At 40.6% G+C, this 17,227-nt stretch carries 20 protein-coding genes and 3 pseudogenes; 4 read left to right on the top strand and 19 right to left on the bottom strand.

The genetic code is table 11. The features are described from left to right. Positions 1-38 precede the first annotated feature (38 nt). From PI20285_RS11140 to PI20285_RS11090, 13 genes and pseudogenes are all read right to left on the bottom strand, one after another. Positions 39-1,322, bottom strand: coding sequence for an FAD-binding oxidoreductase (locus tag PI20285_RS11140; RefSeq protein ID WP_105782283.1), 1,284 nt, complete (start codon positions 1,320-1,322; stop codon positions 39-41). Continuing rightward, a complete protein-coding gene (locus PI20285_RS11135; RefSeq protein WP_105782282.1) occupies positions 1,306-2,079 on the bottom strand; it encodes an FAD:protein FMN transferase in 774 nt (257 codons plus the stop codon). Before PI20285_RS11135 ends, PI20285_RS11140 begins: the two co-directional genes overlap by 17 nt. A 20-nt stretch (positions 2,080-2,099) precedes the next feature. Beyond that, positions 2,100-2,594 (bottom strand): FMN-binding protein, encoded by a 495-nt coding sequence (locus PI20285_RS11130; RefSeq protein WP_057775622.1) that lies wholly within the window; start codon positions 2,592-2,594, stop codon positions 2,100-2,102. Between the two features lie 164 nt (positions 2,595-2,758). After that, positions 2,759-2,854, bottom strand: a pseudogene (locus tag PI20285_RS12100) (IS30 family transposase); the annotation flags it as partial. Positions 2,855-2,924: 70 nt separating this feature from the next. Beyond that, positions 2,925-3,680 (bottom strand): ABC transporter permease, encoded by a 756-nt coding sequence (locus tag PI20285_RS11125; protein WP_060391888.1) that lies wholly within the window; start codon positions 3,678-3,680, stop codon positions 2,925-2,927. Continuing rightward, a complete protein-coding gene (locus tag PI20285_RS11120) occupies positions 3,677-4,327 on the bottom strand; it encodes an ABC transporter ATP-binding protein (protein WP_042253113.1) in 651 nt (216 codons plus the stop codon). The genes PI20285_RS11125 and PI20285_RS11120 overlap by 4 nt, the downstream gene beginning before the upstream one ends. Positions 4,328-4,372: 45 nt before the next feature. After that, positions 4,373-4,615, bottom strand: coding sequence for a transposase (locus PI20285_RS11115; RefSeq protein ID WP_003572054.1), 243 nt, complete (start codon positions 4,613-4,615; stop codon positions 4,373-4,375). A gap of 53 nt (positions 4,616-4,668) precedes the next feature. Then, positions 4,669-4,839 (bottom strand): hypothetical protein, encoded by a 171-nt coding sequence (locus PI20285_RS11725; RefSeq protein ID WP_169790705.1) that lies wholly within the window; start codon positions 4,837-4,839, stop codon positions 4,669-4,671. A gap of 158 nt (positions 4,840-4,997) precedes the next feature. Beyond that, positions 4,998-5,789, bottom strand: a complete 792-nt coding sequence (locus tag PI20285_RS11110; protein ID WP_158694997.1) for a hypothetical protein — start codon at positions 5,787-5,789, stop codon at positions 4,998-5,000. 39 nt (positions 5,790-5,828) lie between these two features. Beyond that, positions 5,829-6,311: a DUF536 domain-containing protein gene (locus PI20285_RS11105; RefSeq protein ID WP_420892116.1), complete on the bottom strand. Its 483-nt coding sequence runs from the start codon at positions 6,309-6,311 to the stop codon at positions 5,829-5,831. After that, positions 6,301-7,236 carry a replication initiation protein gene (locus PI20285_RS11100; protein ID WP_054712681.1) on the bottom strand — a complete coding sequence of 312 codons (936 nt, stop codon included), beginning with the start codon at positions 7,234-7,236 and terminating at the stop codon, positions 6,301-6,303. Before PI20285_RS11100 ends, PI20285_RS11105 begins: the two co-directional genes overlap by 11 nt. 718 nt (positions 7,237-7,954) lie before the next feature. Next, positions 7,955-8,167, bottom strand: coding sequence for a hypothetical protein (locus tag PI20285_RS11095; RefSeq protein ID WP_025016517.1), 213 nt, complete (start codon positions 8,165-8,167; stop codon positions 7,955-7,957). Positions 8,168-8,526: 359 nt separating this feature from the next. Next, on the bottom strand, positions 8,527-9,114 hold the full coding sequence (locus PI20285_RS11090) for a site-specific integrase (RefSeq protein WP_057775600.1): 588 nt from the start codon (positions 9,112-9,114) through the stop codon (positions 8,527-8,529). A 103-nt stretch (positions 9,115-9,217) separates the two neighbouring features. Here PI20285_RS11090 and PI20285_RS11085 point away from each other — a divergent pair, with 103 nt between their 5' ends. From PI20285_RS11085 to PI20285_RS11075, 3 genes and pseudogenes are all read left to right on the top strand, one after another. Beyond that, positions 9,218-9,496, top strand: coding sequence for a plasmid mobilization protein (locus PI20285_RS11085; RefSeq protein WP_057775598.1), 279 nt, complete (start codon positions 9,218-9,220; stop codon positions 9,494-9,496). After that, entirely contained in the window at positions 9,486-9,788 is a 303-nt protein-coding gene (locus PI20285_RS11080) for a type II toxin-antitoxin system YafQ family toxin (RefSeq protein WP_005917927.1), read from the top strand. The genes PI20285_RS11085 and PI20285_RS11080 overlap by 11 nt, the downstream gene beginning before the upstream one ends. Before the next feature lie 94 nt (positions 9,789-9,882). Next, positions 9,883-10,401, top strand: a pseudogene (locus tag PI20285_RS11075) (IS30-like element ISLpl1 family transposase); the annotation flags it as partial. A gap of 104 nt (positions 10,402-10,505) precedes the next feature. On the opposite strand, the gene PI20285_RS11070 reads toward PI20285_RS11075, so the two are convergent. Genes PI20285_RS11070 through PI20285_RS11060 form a run of 3 tightly spaced genes read right to left on the bottom strand, consistent with a single transcriptional unit; the run spans position 10,506 to position 13,109 of the window. Beyond that, positions 10,506-11,375 carry a lysophospholipid acyltransferase family protein gene (locus tag PI20285_RS11070; protein WP_236698852.1) on the bottom strand — a complete coding sequence of 290 codons (870 nt, stop codon included), beginning with the start codon at positions 11,373-11,375 and terminating at the stop codon, positions 10,506-10,508. Beyond that, entirely contained in the window at positions 11,365-12,315 is a 951-nt protein-coding gene (locus PI20285_RS11065; protein ID WP_057775586.1) for a glycosyltransferase family 8 protein, read from the bottom strand. The genes PI20285_RS11070 and PI20285_RS11065 overlap by 11 nt, the downstream gene beginning before the upstream one ends. 17 nt (positions 12,316-12,332) lie before the next feature. After that, on the bottom strand, positions 12,333-13,109 hold the full coding sequence (locus tag PI20285_RS11060; RefSeq protein ID WP_105782281.1) for a lysophospholipid acyltransferase family protein: 777 nt from the start codon (positions 13,107-13,109) through the stop codon (positions 12,333-12,335). 223 nt (positions 13,110-13,332) lie between these two features. Between PI20285_RS11060 and PI20285_RS11055 the strand changes: the two genes are divergently transcribed. After that, on the top strand, positions 13,333-15,084 hold the full coding sequence (locus PI20285_RS11055; RefSeq protein WP_014386903.1) for an ABC transporter ATP-binding protein: 1,752 nt from the start codon (positions 13,333-13,335) through the stop codon (positions 15,082-15,084). Between the two features lie 271 nt (positions 15,085-15,355). Here PI20285_RS11055 and PI20285_RS11050 read toward each other — a convergent pair. The 3 genes and pseudogenes from PI20285_RS11050 to PI20285_RS11940 form a co-directional block, all read right to left on the bottom strand. Beyond that, positions 15,356-16,173 (bottom strand): annotated as a pseudogene (locus PI20285_RS11050) (glycosyltransferase). A gap of 73 nt (positions 16,174-16,246) precedes the next feature. Next, positions 16,247-16,585 carry a site-specific DNA-methyltransferase gene (locus PI20285_RS11045; protein WP_245080744.1) on the bottom strand — a complete coding sequence of 113 codons (339 nt, stop codon included), beginning with the start codon at positions 16,583-16,585 and terminating at the stop codon, positions 16,247-16,249. A 311-nt stretch (positions 16,586-16,896) separates the two neighbouring features. After that, positions 16,897-17,004: a DUF536 domain-containing protein gene (locus PI20285_RS11940; protein ID WP_245080727.1), complete on the bottom strand. Its 108-nt coding sequence runs from the start codon at positions 17,002-17,004 to the stop codon at positions 16,897-16,899. Positions 17,005-17,227 lie beyond the last annotated feature (223 nt).

Here is a 17,227-nt window from a genome sequence, read left to right as displayed (position 1 = left end):
TGCCAACCTTGAGGGCCTTTTATGTAGTTATACTATGATTAGAAATTAAACTTCTCACCATAGATGTCAGCTTTACGAACACCTGCATCTTGGAGCAACTTCATCGTGCCGACCATCATTGGCGTTGAACCACCCACAATATAGAAGGAATTGCGATTTTTAGCAACAATCGTTTTGACTTGATTTTCTTTTAAGCGTCCCACTTGCGATGCATAATCTAGATTAGGTTTTTTCACCGCTAAATCCTGCAAATCACTCTCATAGATTAAATCTTCTTGTTTCGACGCCACACGGATAAAGGACACCTTGTGCTTATCGATCAGCGACCTGGTGAGTGAAATCAGTGGGACCGATCCCACCCCTGAGCCGATAAAGACTAAATGCTTGCCTTCATTTTCCTTAATCGATTCTGACAATCGCCCATAAGAGCCATCAATCTTGACCTTGGCACCCACTGGTATTTTGTCTAACTTTGCGGTAAAATCACCCCAATTACGGATGGCAAAAACCAATTCTCGCTGCGCCTGGTCATAGCGCAAAATTGAAAATGGGTGCATCTCTTTAAAACCATCAACTTCTGGAAATGAAATATAGACAAAATCACCCGGATGAATCTGCGCATTTTTATTAAGACGGATGACCAACTCAGTTACAGAATGGGCCAACTTTTTATTGGCGATGAGTTGCCCATGTCTCGCGAGGAGCGGCTTACCAAAGTGATAATACAGATACATCACCGCGGTCACACCTGAGTAGACAAAGAACAATGTCATGAATGGCGTGATCGTCACAATGTAGGGTATTAAAATAACGTGTGCAAACACTAACAACGTGGCCACAATATTTAAACGATGGAGCCATACCGAGACTTCATAGCTCAAAATCTTTTCAATGGTTGTCTTGATCTTTCGGAGCACTTTACTTCTTGATGTTAACCAACCCGACATGAAGAAAATTGAGTAGGCCGCAATCCCAATAAAGATGATTAAAGCGATATCACCAGTCTGTTTAATTAACCCTGAGGATTGCAACATCATTTTGTGTGTAAAAGCCAAGACAATCGCACTGACACCCAGGATACCATGGACAAAATACATCTCTGGCAAACCGATCAATTTGTCAATCCACTTCGGTTTGATGGAAATAGCAATGGCAAAAAGCATCCAGACGTACGCGATGATCCCAATTTGTGAAGCGAATAGATTTGACATATTGATTGTGTTTTGCATCCCCTGTGATAGGGTCTGGATTAACGGTAGTGGCAAGACAAAAATAGCTGCCATCCAGAAAAGTCCGAGCCAATATTTATGAGATTTTAGCATGTGTTTCGCCCTCTTGTCTTGTAAAAATAAACCCACTTAAATTGTCAGGTAGTGCTAGGTCAGGATTCACCATTAAGGCCGTCGCCCACACATCAACTTCCTGGAGCGCTTGGCCAATCACCGTTGTTTGTAGGATATCGTCGACAGCTCCCTTAATATGGTGCCCCCGTTCAGAAATGCCCGATGTGGCAATCGCCCCGGTTTTTAGCTGGACCGTCTTAATAATGCTATAACGATCGGTCGGATCAACAATGCCGATGTCAAATACCCAGTCCGATTGCTCCCGGGTCTCCATCTGCATATCACCCCCACCGATCAAGTTCACCGCTTGTACACTGGGAAATTGGAATAGGGGCACAAGGAATTTTGAAAAGCCAACTTCAATCGACCAGCCCTTCACAAAACCAGAGGGTTCAAATTCACCATTGTAGTTGGCATCAAAAGCATCATGCGTTGCTAACTTAGCTGCTAAACTTGAGGCAAAGACGAAATAAAGATCTGGCGACATCGTCAGGGCCGTGATCTCACCACGATTATAGCGACTGACCTCAGAATCAGCTAAATACGGTGAAAAACGGGTATTGATTTGCTCTAAATATACTTCTAACAGATTTTGAAAGTGTTCTATTTTAGTGAGCAACGCCGGCTTCTCGGCTGTCTCATCCAAAACAATTTGGCTAGTAAAAACCGTGCTCATTGTGTGATACACAAAACTCAACATGGTATGCCCTTTGATACGCTTAGAATGCATTTCCATATGCCTATACCTCTACCTTGTTATACTGCTTTATCTAGTGCAGATTGTAGTGATTGGGTGTAACCTTCATATGTCACGGTTGCCCCAGAGATAGCTTGGATATCAGCGGATTGGGCTTTCTTTGTTTTAGAGATGTAAACGGGTTCAGCCTGGTTGTCAATTGCCTGACTGCGGCCTTCACCATCTTCACTTGTACTATGAACCATCGTCACGTCGGTGATTTTCCCGCCAGAAATGGTCACTTTAACCTGGACGTTACCCCACTGGGTGCTCACAGATGAGCCCTTATAAGTGCCATCCTTATACTTGCCGCTCGAACTACTCGTCGAAATCGTCGATGACCTCGAACTAACACTGGTGGTGTCACTTGTGCTGTCAGTCGTCGTTGCTTGACTCGTGGTGGTCGCACTAGCATCAGTCGATGATCCTTTATTCATTTGTAACAACCAGTAAGCATCTAAAACCATCGCGACCGCGATTAAACCTGTGACCAGAACTGCAAGAATTTTTTTCATAATTGAACCTTCTTTTTAACTTTTTATATTATTTGCTTTCTAACTGTTGTCAGTTTAACTGCTATGGATTAACCCAACCTTAAGTGGACACTAACTGAACCTTAAAAAAATAATTTCACCAAATATTTGCAAAAGGCAGATTGCAAGAAATAACTTGAACAAATTTAGTAACGCAGATCACGCAAAAAGATCTCAATCGGTGTTCGCCAATTTAAACATTTGAGTGGTCGGGAATTCAAATACCAGTTAATTTGAATCAATACCCCCGCATTAAGTTTTATTTCAGCTTCCATCATAAAGGACTCCCCGCGGGACTGCAATCAGGAGTCATTACTTCAACTGTTTTTGTTCATTATAGAAATTACGGTAAGCTAAATAGCACGCAATGATTGACCCCAAACTAGTCGCTGATAAGAGCATGAACGTGACCATAATTTGATACCTAATGGCCCGTACCGGATCGACCCCTGCAAAGATCAAACCGGACATCATCCCTGGCAGACTGACTAGACCCACGGTCTTTGCCGAATCAATGGTTGGTGACATCCCCGTACGAATCGCCTCACGCACGATGGCAATCGAAGCATCAAGTAGACCAGCCCCTAACGCCAACCGTTCAAGCACACCTTGCCGCTGGTCATGAAACTGACTATTGAGGCTGCGATAAGCCAGCCCAATTGCGACCATTGAATTCGACGCAATCATACCAGAAATGGGAATCATTTGCGATGGCACAAACTTAATCGCACCAGATAGCACGAGTACGCCGAGTGTTATCCCCGTACTAACAAAAATGGCTAATAACGAAATGGCTAATGCATGGTCAATCCCCGGCCCCCGTTTTTTCGCATTCCAAGCCGCATTGAAGATAATGAAGCCTATCATCACCAGCGTTAGCCACAAATTGTTGACTCGGAAAATATACTTTAGCAAGTAACCCACGATAAATAGTTGTACAACAGCCCGCACGACACCAATGACGATGTCCCTATCCAAGCCAAGTTTCTGCCACAAACTAATTCCTAACGCGACGAGCACTAACATTGCCGCCAAAAATAGCGACGTATTATTAACTGCTAAATTCATGCGTGTACCTCCAATCTGCCAGCAACCACTTTCGCTAATTGATCTGCCGCAGCAATCTCTGTCGCGTCATGAGTAATCATGATCGTTGTCACGTGATTCTGCTCATTTAACTGTCGTAACCAGGCGTGCACGATTTGCTTATTATTTTCATCCAAACCAGCTGTCACCTCATCTAATAACAACACTTTTGGTAAGAATAAGATGTTGCGAATCAGCGCGACCCGCTGCCGTTCACCACCGGAAAGCTCGATAATCGGCTGATGCAGGGTTCGTTCGGACAGCCCAACATTATTTAACGCCGTTACCACTCGTTGCGTATCCATGACTTGCTTACGAATTTGGTACGGGAAAGCTAAGTTATCTGCCACCGTCTCACCAAATAACGTCGGTTGTTGGAAACAATATGAGACTTGCCGCCGATACATGATTGGGTCATAACTTTCAATCGGCTGCCCATCAAAAATCAAGGTCCCACTTGTTTTAGAAATCATGGCCGCAATGATCCGTAATAATGTACTTTTCCCACCACCGGATGGTCCCGTCAATGTAATATGAGCCCCAGCTGGAATCTGCCAATCAACATCATGTAAAATATGTTGATCAGCGATTTGATAATTAACTTTTTCTAAACTAATCAATGAATTCATATGCCCACCCCCGATTACTAATTTATAATCATTATAACCTGACTGTTAGGCTATGCGTGATAAAATTTCGTTTTCTTCCTCCAAAATAGCGAGGCGCTTCTCTAGTTGCTTGACGTCTTTTAACGTCTTTGACTGACCCTTGATCATGATTGGGGTAGCTTGTTTAACCCAAATAGCAATAGAATCTTTCGACGGACCAAATTCTTCTGCTAATGATTTAAGTGAACGGCCTTCTTGGTGAAGTTTAACCAATGAATCTTTGAAATCTTGTGAATAACGAATTGGCATAAAAATACTCCTATACTTTCATTTTACGGACTGAATAAAAATAGTCCATTTTTTTAGTATAAGAGCATATCTGTTTGATGTATTAATACACGAACCTGTGTAGCCATTGGCAAAGCCATATGAATCATACCTGAGTCAAAGTGTTCCGTATAACTACGGAGGAGTTCTAATTGAACTTTTAATTTATCATTATTTTCCTTGATCGATCGTTTTTGTCTAGACATACGTTTTCTCCTATATAGGGAGTATTATATCATTTTATAAAGAAAACAACCCCCATAGTTAGAATTTTTCATCCAACTATGGGGGTTCACTTCACATTTTTAATTTGACGGTCTTTTTTAATGGCATATAGAATGAGAAAGCTGATGATTATAGCTCCTCATTTAGTTTCAGGTACGCCATAATTACGTCTAGCATAGTTCATGTCTATAGTAATTAATGTATGAGTAAATGCTTCTTTATCAATAACAGAATTATTTGCAAAATCTGATGGGAAAATAGTCCAACCATTTTGAAATAGGAAAAATGCTAAAGAGTTTATGGCTCTTGACTCTAATTCTCCTGGATTGGGACTTTTTACTTGAAAATTATTATACGCAGGAATCTTCAATGTATATTCAATAATTCCTCCTTGATCGATTTCTTTATATATATTGGCATGATAAACATACATGTCTGGAATATGTTTATCAGATGACTCATTTGAAGACTTTGAATCTGAAATCATTAACTCAAATTTATTTTTTATTAGTTTTTCAACTCCTAAAGTTACGGGTTTACCAATTGCAGATTTAAAGTCAAAACCTAATAATTGCATAGATTTTAGTGTCTCAGTGTTTATAAGACCATTAATTTGCTCTACTAGTTCTGCAGTGAAAGTTGGTGATTCCTTATTATCAAATTTTTCAAATAGTTTGATCAGTTTAGAAAAAGTGGTTTCTAAATATTTAATGTCTGTATCTGGCAAAAAAGTTTTATCAAGTTCTGCTCTATATTGGCTAGCAACTGTTATTGCTTCTTGTTTATCATTTAGTAATTTATTGATAAGCTCACTATAAATGGGGAGTGCTTTATTAAAATCTTTCGTAGCTTTAGCCTCTGACATCTTAGCTGATACATATTCTTCAGACGTTGTTGTAATAAGAGCTGATAATTTTGAAGCTAACACCATGAGAACACTGTTCATAATATTTCCAACCTTTCAAGTTTTTTACCAAAAACGCCACCAAGTTTTTTTTAGTTTTGGATCAACTCGGTTATTATTGCACTCAGTATTATTAAATGGACTTTGCTTAGTAATAATTGCTTTTGATTCTTCAATCTTTCTTTCAGCAATTAATTGCAATTGTTGTGATTGATCCAATAATTTTTGCATTGATTTTAATTGTTCATCTTTTTCTTTAATTTGGTTATCTTTAATTGCTAATTGCTGGTTGAGTAATTCTATTGTATTTATACTCATGTTACCAGTGCTACTAGTAAATTTCTTCTCTCCAAGTTTTTGGATGTTACCACCATCAAAATGTTGTTTTAACAGCAAATACCCCGAGTTACTGACAACTAAGGTTTGTACTCCGTTCCTAGGAACGGTTTGCACATATTTTACTCTAAAGTTTGCATCTAGTTTTTTCCTAATGGCTTGTTTTGATACACCAAATTCGTCAGCAAGTTCTCTAATAGTTTTAGGCATGATTTCCAAACCCCTTTCGGAGTTCAGCAAGTGCTTCTTGTCTTGCTTGATCTCTGATTTTTTGATCATGTTCAGCTTGTTTTTCAGCCAGTACCTGTTTTTCAGTTGTTCCTAAAGGCAAGCATTTAACTTTGTCAATTGCACGCCACTTTTCTTTATCTGATAATTCATCATTGTGCTGAATGTTAAAGAGTTTTTGACGCTCATCTTGAAATTTGCCTTGAGAAAAATCATTTGCGTCCTTTCTTTCAGGTTTCCAAGTAAAAGAATAACCGATAACTGGTTTTCCTCTGCCTTTACCATATTTTTTTCTAATCGTTAGCCCTCTAAAAAGCGGGGTTAATTCTTCTCTAATTGGCTTAATAACCTTTTTGTCAACATTTGAAGGACTATTCCAATAACTTTTAGGTATATCAAGCAATTCAAAAAAATCTTCTTTAGAGAAATAAGAATAGCCAGTAGTTCGAAATTGCTTAATTAGACGAAACATTGTTTTAGCGTAACTGCTTTTTAAATTTCTAAATTCTGTTAGGGCATAACGAACCCAACTTTCAAGATTATTTAGAAGTTTCAATGCCTTGGGATAAATCTGAATATCAACATAAGGTTCTTCAGCTTCACCTTTAATTTCAAATTCAGTAAACATAACAAAAAATTCACGATTTAAGCCACTCTTACTTCTACGGCCAAACCTAAGGCTGAGGATCTTTTGGTATGTATTTTCAATATCATCAATAAAACGTTTATTTGCGGTTGGTTTATAGTTACTAAGCTCTTTTAACTGGTCAAAAGAGAAACGAACAGTTTTATTCCCTTGATCCCGCATGCGGGAAACAATTGAAAAAAATAAATTCATCTCAATTGGGGTAAATTTTCTCAAGGGAATAGTATTCAACTCAGGATCATACTTAACTAACTCATTAGACATGATTATCACCTCAAACACATATTAAAATAAAAGTACCTTTTTATCAAGTACAGAACTTATAAAGGTACTTGATAAACAGACAAAAGGTACTTGATAAACAGACAAAAGGTACTTGATAAACAGACAAAAGGTACTTGATAAACAGACAAAAGGTACTTGATAACCTTCTGTGAGCCTTGGGAGAGTAAGGCGCAAGAGGGGTCTAAAAGAGGTTTAAAAGAGGTTTATAAAAGAGGTATATAAGAGGCACCACTGTACGAGATACAAACCTAAAACAAAAAAAACACAAAGGAGTGAGCCAAAAAACGGCTCGCATTAAACTCCAGTCGCACAGCTCCTTGCGCCTCACGCTGTTCGTTGCTTAAAAGGTGTGGCAAGCCACATTAATTCGGGCGCTGACGCCCCGAACCCCGTCCAAGCTGAGCCAGCTTGACTGCTTTTTCACTCGCCGTTAGGCAGGAAAGCAAAGTTTTATAGAAACTTTGGCTTTCGCCAATTCAGTGTTAAGACTGGTTTAGAGCTGTCAATTCCTTATGCTCCCACGCTGCGCTCGTCCGCTACCATTGACAGCAAACAGTTAGTTTTTCTGAATCTTAACAAGAATTTAGCGGCTATGTTCGTTTTTAAGGGCCTTATTTCTCGTTTCTAGCGGTTTTAAGACTGTTTATATATTTATACCAAAGGAAAAATAAAAAGCCCTCAACAGGCTCTTAGAGGGCTAAATGACGAAACCTGGACGACTAATAATATCTTCTTGCCTTTTTTGCAAAATATAAGTGTATAAGGAATCATACAAATTCTTTTTAATCTCGTCAGGTTCATTGACAGAAGCTTCAAACAATTCTTGAATATCAACTTGCCATGGATCAGCAAGCATTTCATCAATGGGCTTTAATACTTTCTTTTCGTCCATCTGAGTTACTCCTAACATTAGCTAATTATTTCAGGTTTAAATTAAAGGCATCTTTTTATAGTTAGTTATTCAAAGATTGTGATTAAGTTTAGAAAGAAAAACGGTGTAAAGCAATTAAAAAGATTTGTTTGAGCGCAGCGAAATCTAATACAATTTTTGGGATATCGAAACACGTCAAAGTTAGTTGACGTGTAAATGCACATTGAACTAAAAAAAACCTTTTAGTTTAATGATCAAGTTAGCTATTTTTTAGCGTCGTTAAACGGAATGAAATGAGTTTAATGCGCACTTATACTCCACTAAAAATTAGTGGAGGTTTTGTGCTTAAAATCTGTCTCAGAAGTTGCCTTCGGCAACAACTAAAAATCCAAATAAAACTAACCAAAATCAATTTGATCTAACATAGTTTCGGTACTGGCTTGGTCTAAGCCTAAATAAGCTAAAGTCATGGCTTCACTTGAATGATTTAATAAGTGCATGACTAAGCCAATATTGTAATTGGATTGCGTATAAACGCGATAAGCCCCAGTTTTGCGCATAGTGTGGGTACCAAGGTAATTAATGCTTAAAAGATCGCCGACTTTGCTCATGATTTTATAGAACTGTTTTTCCGTAATATGCCGTTCTGGGTGTTGAATGGACGGAAAGAGCCATTCAGATTCTAGTTTATGATCAAGCAGCCATTGACGATACAATAAAAGCTCTGTTTGAACTGGTTTAAGGTACAAGGTATTAGGCTTGCCTGTTTTTCGGTCGTGAATGAACGCATCTTGTTTAATATAACCGTCCGGATTAAAAATATCGGCCTGTTTTAAGCCCATAACGTCACTCACTCGCAGTAGCGTCGCTTTACCAACTTGAAAAATCGTATAGTTACGTCGGCCAGCTTTAAAGTTATTGAGTAACGTATCTTGAACCTCTTTAAGAACGTTTGAATCTTTGATGGGTAGGACAATTTGTTGCATAAGCTGTTAGTTCCTTTACTTTAAAATTAATTTAGTTGCAGAAAACCTAAAAATCGAATATTATAATGTAGTACGATGGTAAACTTAAAGGAGGCGGATTAGAATGAGTAATACTATTATTAAAAACAAGACAATTTCAACTCGTGTAACACCTGACATTAGTGAACGGGCTAAAGCTAATCTAGCAAAACAAGGGCTAACCGTTTCTGAGTATATACGCTTATCGTTAGTTAAAGCGGCCAATAATGAAGTTCGATTAGTCAGCTTTTTAGATTCTCCGGAAGCCTTAGCCGCTAAAAAAGAAGCAGAAACAGGGCAGGTCAAAAACATGGGTTCATTGACTGACTTTGAAGATTGGATCGATAAGTTAGATGCAAATTAAACAGACCAAATCTTTTGAACGTGAATTAAAAAAACTAGTCAAAAAACATTTCCCAATAACTGTCTTGAAGCCTTGTTTAGAAGCAATTGTTGAACAAGATGTACTTGTTTTGAAACAGATTAAAGATCATGCATTAAAAGGAAATTGGCGTGGCTATCGTGAATTTCACCCTGCCAGATATGGCAACTATGGTAAAAATTATGACAACTGGATTGTTATTTATCAGCTAGATCATGATGAATTGATTTTGTTATTGGTTGCAACTGGCTCCCATGAAATCTTGAATCAATAGCTATAGTTTAGGGGCACTTATAAAAAAATAAATTAAAATAGCCCCCAATATCTACATTATAGATATTAGGGGCTATTCTTTCAATGTTTTTGAGGGGTTATTTATTGAACAGCGTCCCATGATGATTAATCAACGTAATCGCATCGGCGATTTTGAACTAGATACAGTCGTTGGTCCTCGTGGGCATAGTAAGGCAGTTTTATTAACTTTAATCGATCGAAAATCACGGTTCCTTTGGGCATACCGGTTAAAAGATCGGACGACAGCGACTGTTAATGAAGCACTAACTAAGTTCCTAACCACTTTTAATGATCCGGTGCACAGCTTTACTGTGGACCGTGGCACTGAGTTTAGTGGGCTAGTATCACTTGAATCACAATATGGTATTAAGACCTATTACTGCCATGCTTATACTCCAGCTGAACGTGGTAGTAATGAACGCTTTAATCGGAATTTACGTTATTTTTATCCTAAAGGGACTCGTTTTGAGCACATTAGTGCTCAAGATTTAACGACGACGTTACTCCAAATTAACCAGCGACCGCTTAAAATACTCGACTGGCAAACACCGTATCAGGTTATGCTGACAAATTTGTCCAAAAATTCGGATTAAATTTGCAATCTACCTAACTAATTCGTTATTCGACCCTAAAAAAGGTATGACTGTGAATGAAAGATCATTTTGTTCACGGTCATGCCTTTTTGTTGTCCATTTAGTTATTGATAATGACCAGCAATGTCGTCTGGACTAAAATCCTTAGTGAATTGACGATCATAGGCCTTTTCATAGGCAGCAACTTTTTGTTGGTAATCAATTTGGCGCATCTTTTCGGTAGCTTCCCGCTGTGATGTGGCCGACTTTTCGACCGCATCCGGATAAATTGGCGGTAACACATGGACCGTATAATTGATGCCATGCGGATCCGATTTGGTCGGGGCGTCAACCATCGAAACAAAGCAGGACACGATTGGCACATTCAATCTAACGGCGTAGTAGTACGCTCCCCGTTCAAGCGGCCGCGGTTTGCGATAGTTGAACCACATTTCCCGTTCCGGATAAATTAGAATTGACTGTTTGCGTGCCAAGCTACTTTGCAAAAGGGCAATAAACCCCTTGCCCATGTAATTGACGCTGTCGCTGACAGGTATCGTATCAGCGTATGTCATAAAAAATCCCAGCTTCCCGGGCATTTTAAGGTTGGTGAGCTGAACGACAACCGACAAATCAGGTTGATTCAGGGCTGATCGAACCAGCAGGTTGTCAATCGGGCTAAAAAAGTGGTTACAGGTAATGATTGCCGGCCATTCCAATGCCTTTAAATTGTCAGTCCCCTCAACTTTTAAATTGGGATTCATCATCCTCGCAGCCATATTCATGACCGACCGGACTTCGGCTGCCCGCCAATGATAACGTTTAGTTTGGTGAAGCTTCAAGAAGTGGTCCAACACCTCATGCTGCTCGGTAAGTGTCAGTACTGGATCATGTAGTTCGACTTTTTGATTAAATTTTCCCTGACGGACGTTTTCAGCAATGTTTTGAATCACTTTGTCACGCTCGCCAACCAAGGAGTAAAAGTTATAGGGCAATTTTTACTCCTTGCTTGGCCATGGCGTAAAATGTCGTTGGGGTCTTAATAATATCAACGGCTAATGGAATCAAATCGGACTGATTCTTCTGATCACGGGCAACTTCTTTAGGATTCATATCTGCGAGCTGCTGTTTTAACATGGTCTCGTAATCGGTTTGTTTGGCATAGGTCCAAAAATAGCTTTGTCGAGGGGCATCATCATAGCGCCACGGCTTGGCAAATAAGTTATAGTGAATCAGCCAGGGGTCAACATCCTGTGGCGTGGTGATTTGGATGTGCCATGACGGGTTCAAATAATAAATTCGATTTCTCGCGATGGCATTCATGTAGTCCTGATCCGGGGCCAAACACTTGAAATGGTACTTGTTCAAGAGCTGCAAAAAGTGTTCAGCGAATTTTAAACGGCGCATTTCAGCCAGGTTCATCAACAACACGCCGGAACAAACGTATTTCTGTGAATCAATCCCAACGGCTTGTTCAACATAGTCAATCGTTTCCGGAGTTTGGCCGACGAAGTGATCCGGCACTGCGCCAACCAGGTTATCCCCCAGCTGGGTATCAAATAATTCACCCACGTCCTTTAAAACCACCGTGTCCGCATCCAGGTAGAGCGCCTTATCCAATTTGGGGAACAATTCAGCAATAAACAGCCGGAAATAAATTGTAAAGGTAAAGTAGTCACTGCGTAGTTTGTTATTCTTATCAGTAATTTCTTGCTTCAAGCGGTCATTAATTGAAACAAACTGAATTTTGAGGTTGTCCGTTTCAAAGGCTTTAAGCCGCCCTTGATTGTCGGTATTGAGATCATCACACAACACAATCACCTGGTAATGCCTGTCCGGTGATGTATGCGCGACCAGTGAAGCCAGTGAAACTGCCAGATAAGGTGCATAATTGTCATCGACAGCGTAAAAAATTGGCACGGTTTGATTTTCCATAATGAATCCCCCTTAAATTAATGTGATTGATGCTGGTAGGTCATAAATGACACGTTGCTTTGGTGACTGCGGGTCACCATTTGGGCATGAATCTGATCGTGGAGTTTTTGTTGGCGTTGTTTACGCGGAAGTGACTTGTCCGGCATAAACGGACCGTCGAAGTATACCACCTCCTTGGGTCGGCTCAACAGTCGGCCTTTTTGATATGTAATCGTCATGCTGTAGCTGGGCAGGTCGGCAGCGACTGGATAATGGAATGCGCCAACTGGAAACGGACGAATCTTGGTGTAATACGGCCAAACATGGGCTTCGGGATAGATAAACACTCGTTGATGCTGGTCCAATCGAGCATTCATCGCCCGCTGGAATTGGATCATTTGTGATAATTTCGCGGGTAGGATCAACGCACCACCCATCGCCAAGAGACGACCGACGATTGGAATACCAAGGTTGGCAGGTTCCGCAATCGGATACGCCCGCCGGGGTATTGCGACCAGCATCGGTAAAAGTGCATCCCCCGTCGGCTGGGTATGGTTGGCATAAATGAAGGCGCCCCGTTTGCCTTGGGTGCGCAGACACCGTTTGTTTCGAAAAGACGTCCGCAAATACAGCCGACAATAAACGAAGCTGACAACAACCGCCACCCAGTAGACGACCGTCGCCGTTACGCGGTAAAACCAATTTTGATGCAGCCAAATGTAGCCCTCAGGAATGGTGGCATTTTGATTTTTGGTAAAGACCACGTCATCATCAAAATCATGATACGTAAACACTTTTGATGTCCGTTTAGTCATTACCAATGTCATCCTTTCTTCCGAGAAGTTAAAATCATGAACAGAACCATTCTACCCCAAATATGACATTATTTCATCATACGGGACGTTTAAAAATGGCAATTCACTAAAAATCGCCCTTTAAATGATGAAATTGGTGTAAAATTAAGGCTTGCTATGCTAGGATATTTGGGATAACAATGGATGTATACACATCATTAGAAGGATTTAGGGGATAATTTTGATGCAAGCTCAGTCCAAGAACAATACCAAGTTTAACTTTAAAACATTTATGGGCCTAATCAACCGAATTCACCCCCGTTACTGGCAACTGCTGCTTGGCTTTTTTCTAGGAGTTGTCGCAACGGCGATGCAATTGATGGTTCCCGGCATCGCCAAGGGGATCATCAACTCAATCGGTCATTCAATGGATGTCGGCCTAATCGTTGCCGTCATTTTACTATTCGTTTTCAGTACCATTATTGGAGCCTTTTCCGGCAGTATTTTAGGCTTCTTCGGTGAAGACGTCGTCTATAAGCTGCGAACAACACTTTGGGATAAAATCTTAACCCTGCCGGTGGGTTATTTTGACCAAACCAAATCTGGCGAAATAACGTCCAGGTTGGTCAATGATTCCACACAGGTCAAGGAACTGTTGGCCAATTCGGTTCCCAAAACCGCAACTTCGATTCTGCAACTGGTTGGCGCATTGGTCTTAATGCTCATCATGGACTGGCGGATGGCTATCATTATGTTTATCGCCGTTCCGCTCGTCTTGATCTGCCTGCTGCCAATTGTCCGCCAATCCCACAAAGTTGCCAGAGCGAGACAGGACGCACTGGCAGATCTCAATGGTAAAGCCGGTGAAATGCTGGGCGAAGTCCGTCTAGTCAAATCGTCTACCGCAGAAAACTTAGAACGAACAGCCGGCGATAAACGGATGTATCGCCTTTATCGCATCGGGTTAAAAGAAGCGATCTATGATTCAATTGCCGGACCTGTAATGGGCATGGTCATGATGGCCATGGTCCTGGGAATTCTGGGCTATGGTGCGATCCGGGTTCGGGAAGGTGCCATTGATATTGGGACCTTATTTTCATTTCTGATGTACCTGGTTCAAATGATTAGTCCATTTGCGGTTCTCGGCCAATTCATGTCTGATGTTGCCAAGGCAAGTGGCTCAACCACTCGAATCCAGGCATTATTGCAAACTCATGAAGAAGATCGTCTGACTGGAACGGATTTGGATATTGGCGATCAAACACTTCAGATGAACCACGTCAGTTTTTCTTATGATCAGCATCACCCCATTTTATCCGACGTGTCGTTTACGGCAGAACCCAATTCGGTCATTGCCTTTGCCGGACCATCCGGCGGTGGCAAATCAACCATTTTCAGCTTAATTGAACGTTTTTATGAACCTAACGAGGGCAGCATCACGATTGGCAATACCAATATTACTGATATTCAACTTGCCGATTGGCGCCAGCAAATCGGCCTGGTCGGCCAAGACGCTGCGATCATGTCTGGAACGATTCGTTACAATTTAACCTATGGTTTGCCGGGGCATTTTTCCGATGAACAGCTTTGGCATGTCTTGGAAATGGCTTACGCAACGCAATTTGTCCAGAAGATGCCTCGGGGCTTGGACACGGAAGTCGGTGAGCGTGGAGTCAAGGTATCGGGGGGCCAACGCCAACGATTGGCGATTGCCCGGGCCTTCCTGCGTAATCCAAAAATCTTAATGTTGGATGAAGCAACGGCGAGCCTGGATTCTGAGTCCGAAATGATGGTCCAAAAAGCGCTGGACCAGTTGATGGCCAATCGAACAACATTGGTGATCGCCCACAGGCTAAGCACAATTACCAACGCCGACGAAATTTATTTCATAGAAAACGGCAGGGTAACGGGCCAGGGAACCCACCAACAGTTAGTGAAAACGACTCCTTTGTATAGGGAGTATGTGAAAAATCAGAGCGCGACGAGCAACGGGTGAGGCGGTTTCTAAGGGTAATTTGATTGAAGTCCCTGGGTTTGGGACTTTAATTAAAGTGCACTTAGAAGTTAGCCTCAGTTGCGTCGGAGCGTATTTTAAAGGCCGGAGGGATCTCAAAATCCCCTAACCCCACCAACCAATCGATAATTCTTCCACTTCCTGCACACCAATCCAATCAAGACAAAATATAAAAAGAGCCAATCATTCCAAAAACAGGAATAATCAGCTCGTTCATTAAGATTCTAAGAGCAACACATCTCGCATCGCACCCTCACTCAGTTTCCAATTCCCCTTCAGCATCCAATTCAGCCATAATCTCCTGATACTCGGCTAAAATATCATCATATTCATGCAAATGAAGTTGCTGGTGAACTTTATCAACTTCCCAAGGCTTGACCGAAACCGTGTGGACGATCGGCCATAATTTCCAGCGGGTGGAGAAATGCTGAAAAACGGTGTCAGATTGAACATCCTGTTGCTCATTGTATTTTTCAGGGGCAAAAGCCTTGTGCTTGGCCAGCTTATTCATCGCGGACTGGTCCGGCATAATCATCGGCCATTTTCGGCAGCATTCCCGGCAGCGGGCCAGTAATTTGTCTTGTCGGATCATATCCAGGTTCATCAGGAGCATCCCCGAGTTAATGTAATCAAATGCTCTCTGTTGATGATGGAAGAACCAACGACCGTAATGATCCAATACGCCAACAAAATCAGTTCCTGCCAGTGATTGATGATAAAAATCTTCAAACGGCCGGCGACACACAACGTCAGCGTCCAAATACAGAATCCGATCGGAAAATTGCGGCACCAAATCACTATACAGCCGCAACATACTATAGGGCGTGCATAACGTGTTGATGTTCGCCTTGGGCAAATCCGCCTCAAACTGAGTGGTAATGTCAATTTTGGTAACGCCACTATCGACATTTTCCCGCTTGACCAGTTGATTCAAAAAGGCTGCGTGATCGTCAGTCAGCGCTTGAAATTGCTGATGACGATTATACAATTGTCCAGTTAAAATGTAGATGTTGAGTGGTTCTTGCGCGTGTTTTGTCAGTGAGAGGATTGAAATAATCAACCCGAAAACATGTGGTCATCTCCACAGTATAAAATATCCAAACCGCATTCATCCCCCAATTCGTGTCTCATCAATCAAAGTGTGTCATATTTCCAGAGAAATGGCAACCAATTCAGGTTTAGCAATGATTTCGTTTAAAAATGGTTCATCAGCAGATTCATCTTTATCCAGATCTTCTTTAGTCATACCAGCTTTTAAAACAGTATCTTTAAAGGGAAAATCCAAAACAACATCAGCAGATTCATCAATAAATTTTCCATTAGCTGTTAAACCAATTTTATTTGTATATTTGGTGTAACTGTTTTCCCAAAATTCTTTATATTCAAACATTTCAATAAATTGATTGAGTCTAAATACTTCAGTGTCAGCAATTTTTTCTACATAATTTTTATGTATTAAAGGATCTTTAAATAGCTTTGTCATCAATTCACGGTCAAATTTATCCAAGTCATTAATTACATTATTTCGTTTCAGAGAACCCTTACTAGTTAAATACTTGTTTCCAAACTCTCCTAAAATACTTTTGACTTGAGACATTATCTTAGGTTCTATTTCCATTCTTAATTCACCTTTAATTTTTACCAAAAATGCACCAACTCTTATTGACTTTATTTTTATGTATTCTTTTTTCTTTTCATCGACAATATGACTTTGATCTTGCTTGTCGTTTGATTGTTGCTGTTGAGTTGCACTAGAAGGTTCAAGCAATCCACTCAATTTCCGAATGTGCTCTTTTAATCGATGGTTTCTGTTACCGTTGCTATCTGTAATTTTTGTTGCTGGTCTAAGGCTTGTTGTAAATTTGCAATTTGTTGATCTTTAACATCAAGTTGTTTCAGCAAGATGTGATCAATCTTGTCATTCTTGTCGTTTTATCTTGCTGATTTGGTTGTCGGTCTTGCCGTTTTTGCTTGCCAAAGTTAGCAAGCATTTTAACGCCTTGGTTGTCTATTTCTAGATGGTTTTTGACTTTATAAGTGTGTTTGCTTCGAAAGCCATTAATACTATTAATACGTTGATTAATAGCTTGTTTGATAATTTCAATTCTTCTGAAAGTTGTCGAAT

It is taken from the genome of Pediococcus inopinatus (genome assembly GCF_002982135.1).
Taxonomy (GTDB): Bacteria; Bacillota; Bacilli; order Lactobacillales; family Lactobacillaceae; genus Pediococcus; species Pediococcus inopinatus.
Note: the sequence above shows the minus strand (reverse complement) of the source record. Positions and strands in the feature narration are given on the sequence as shown.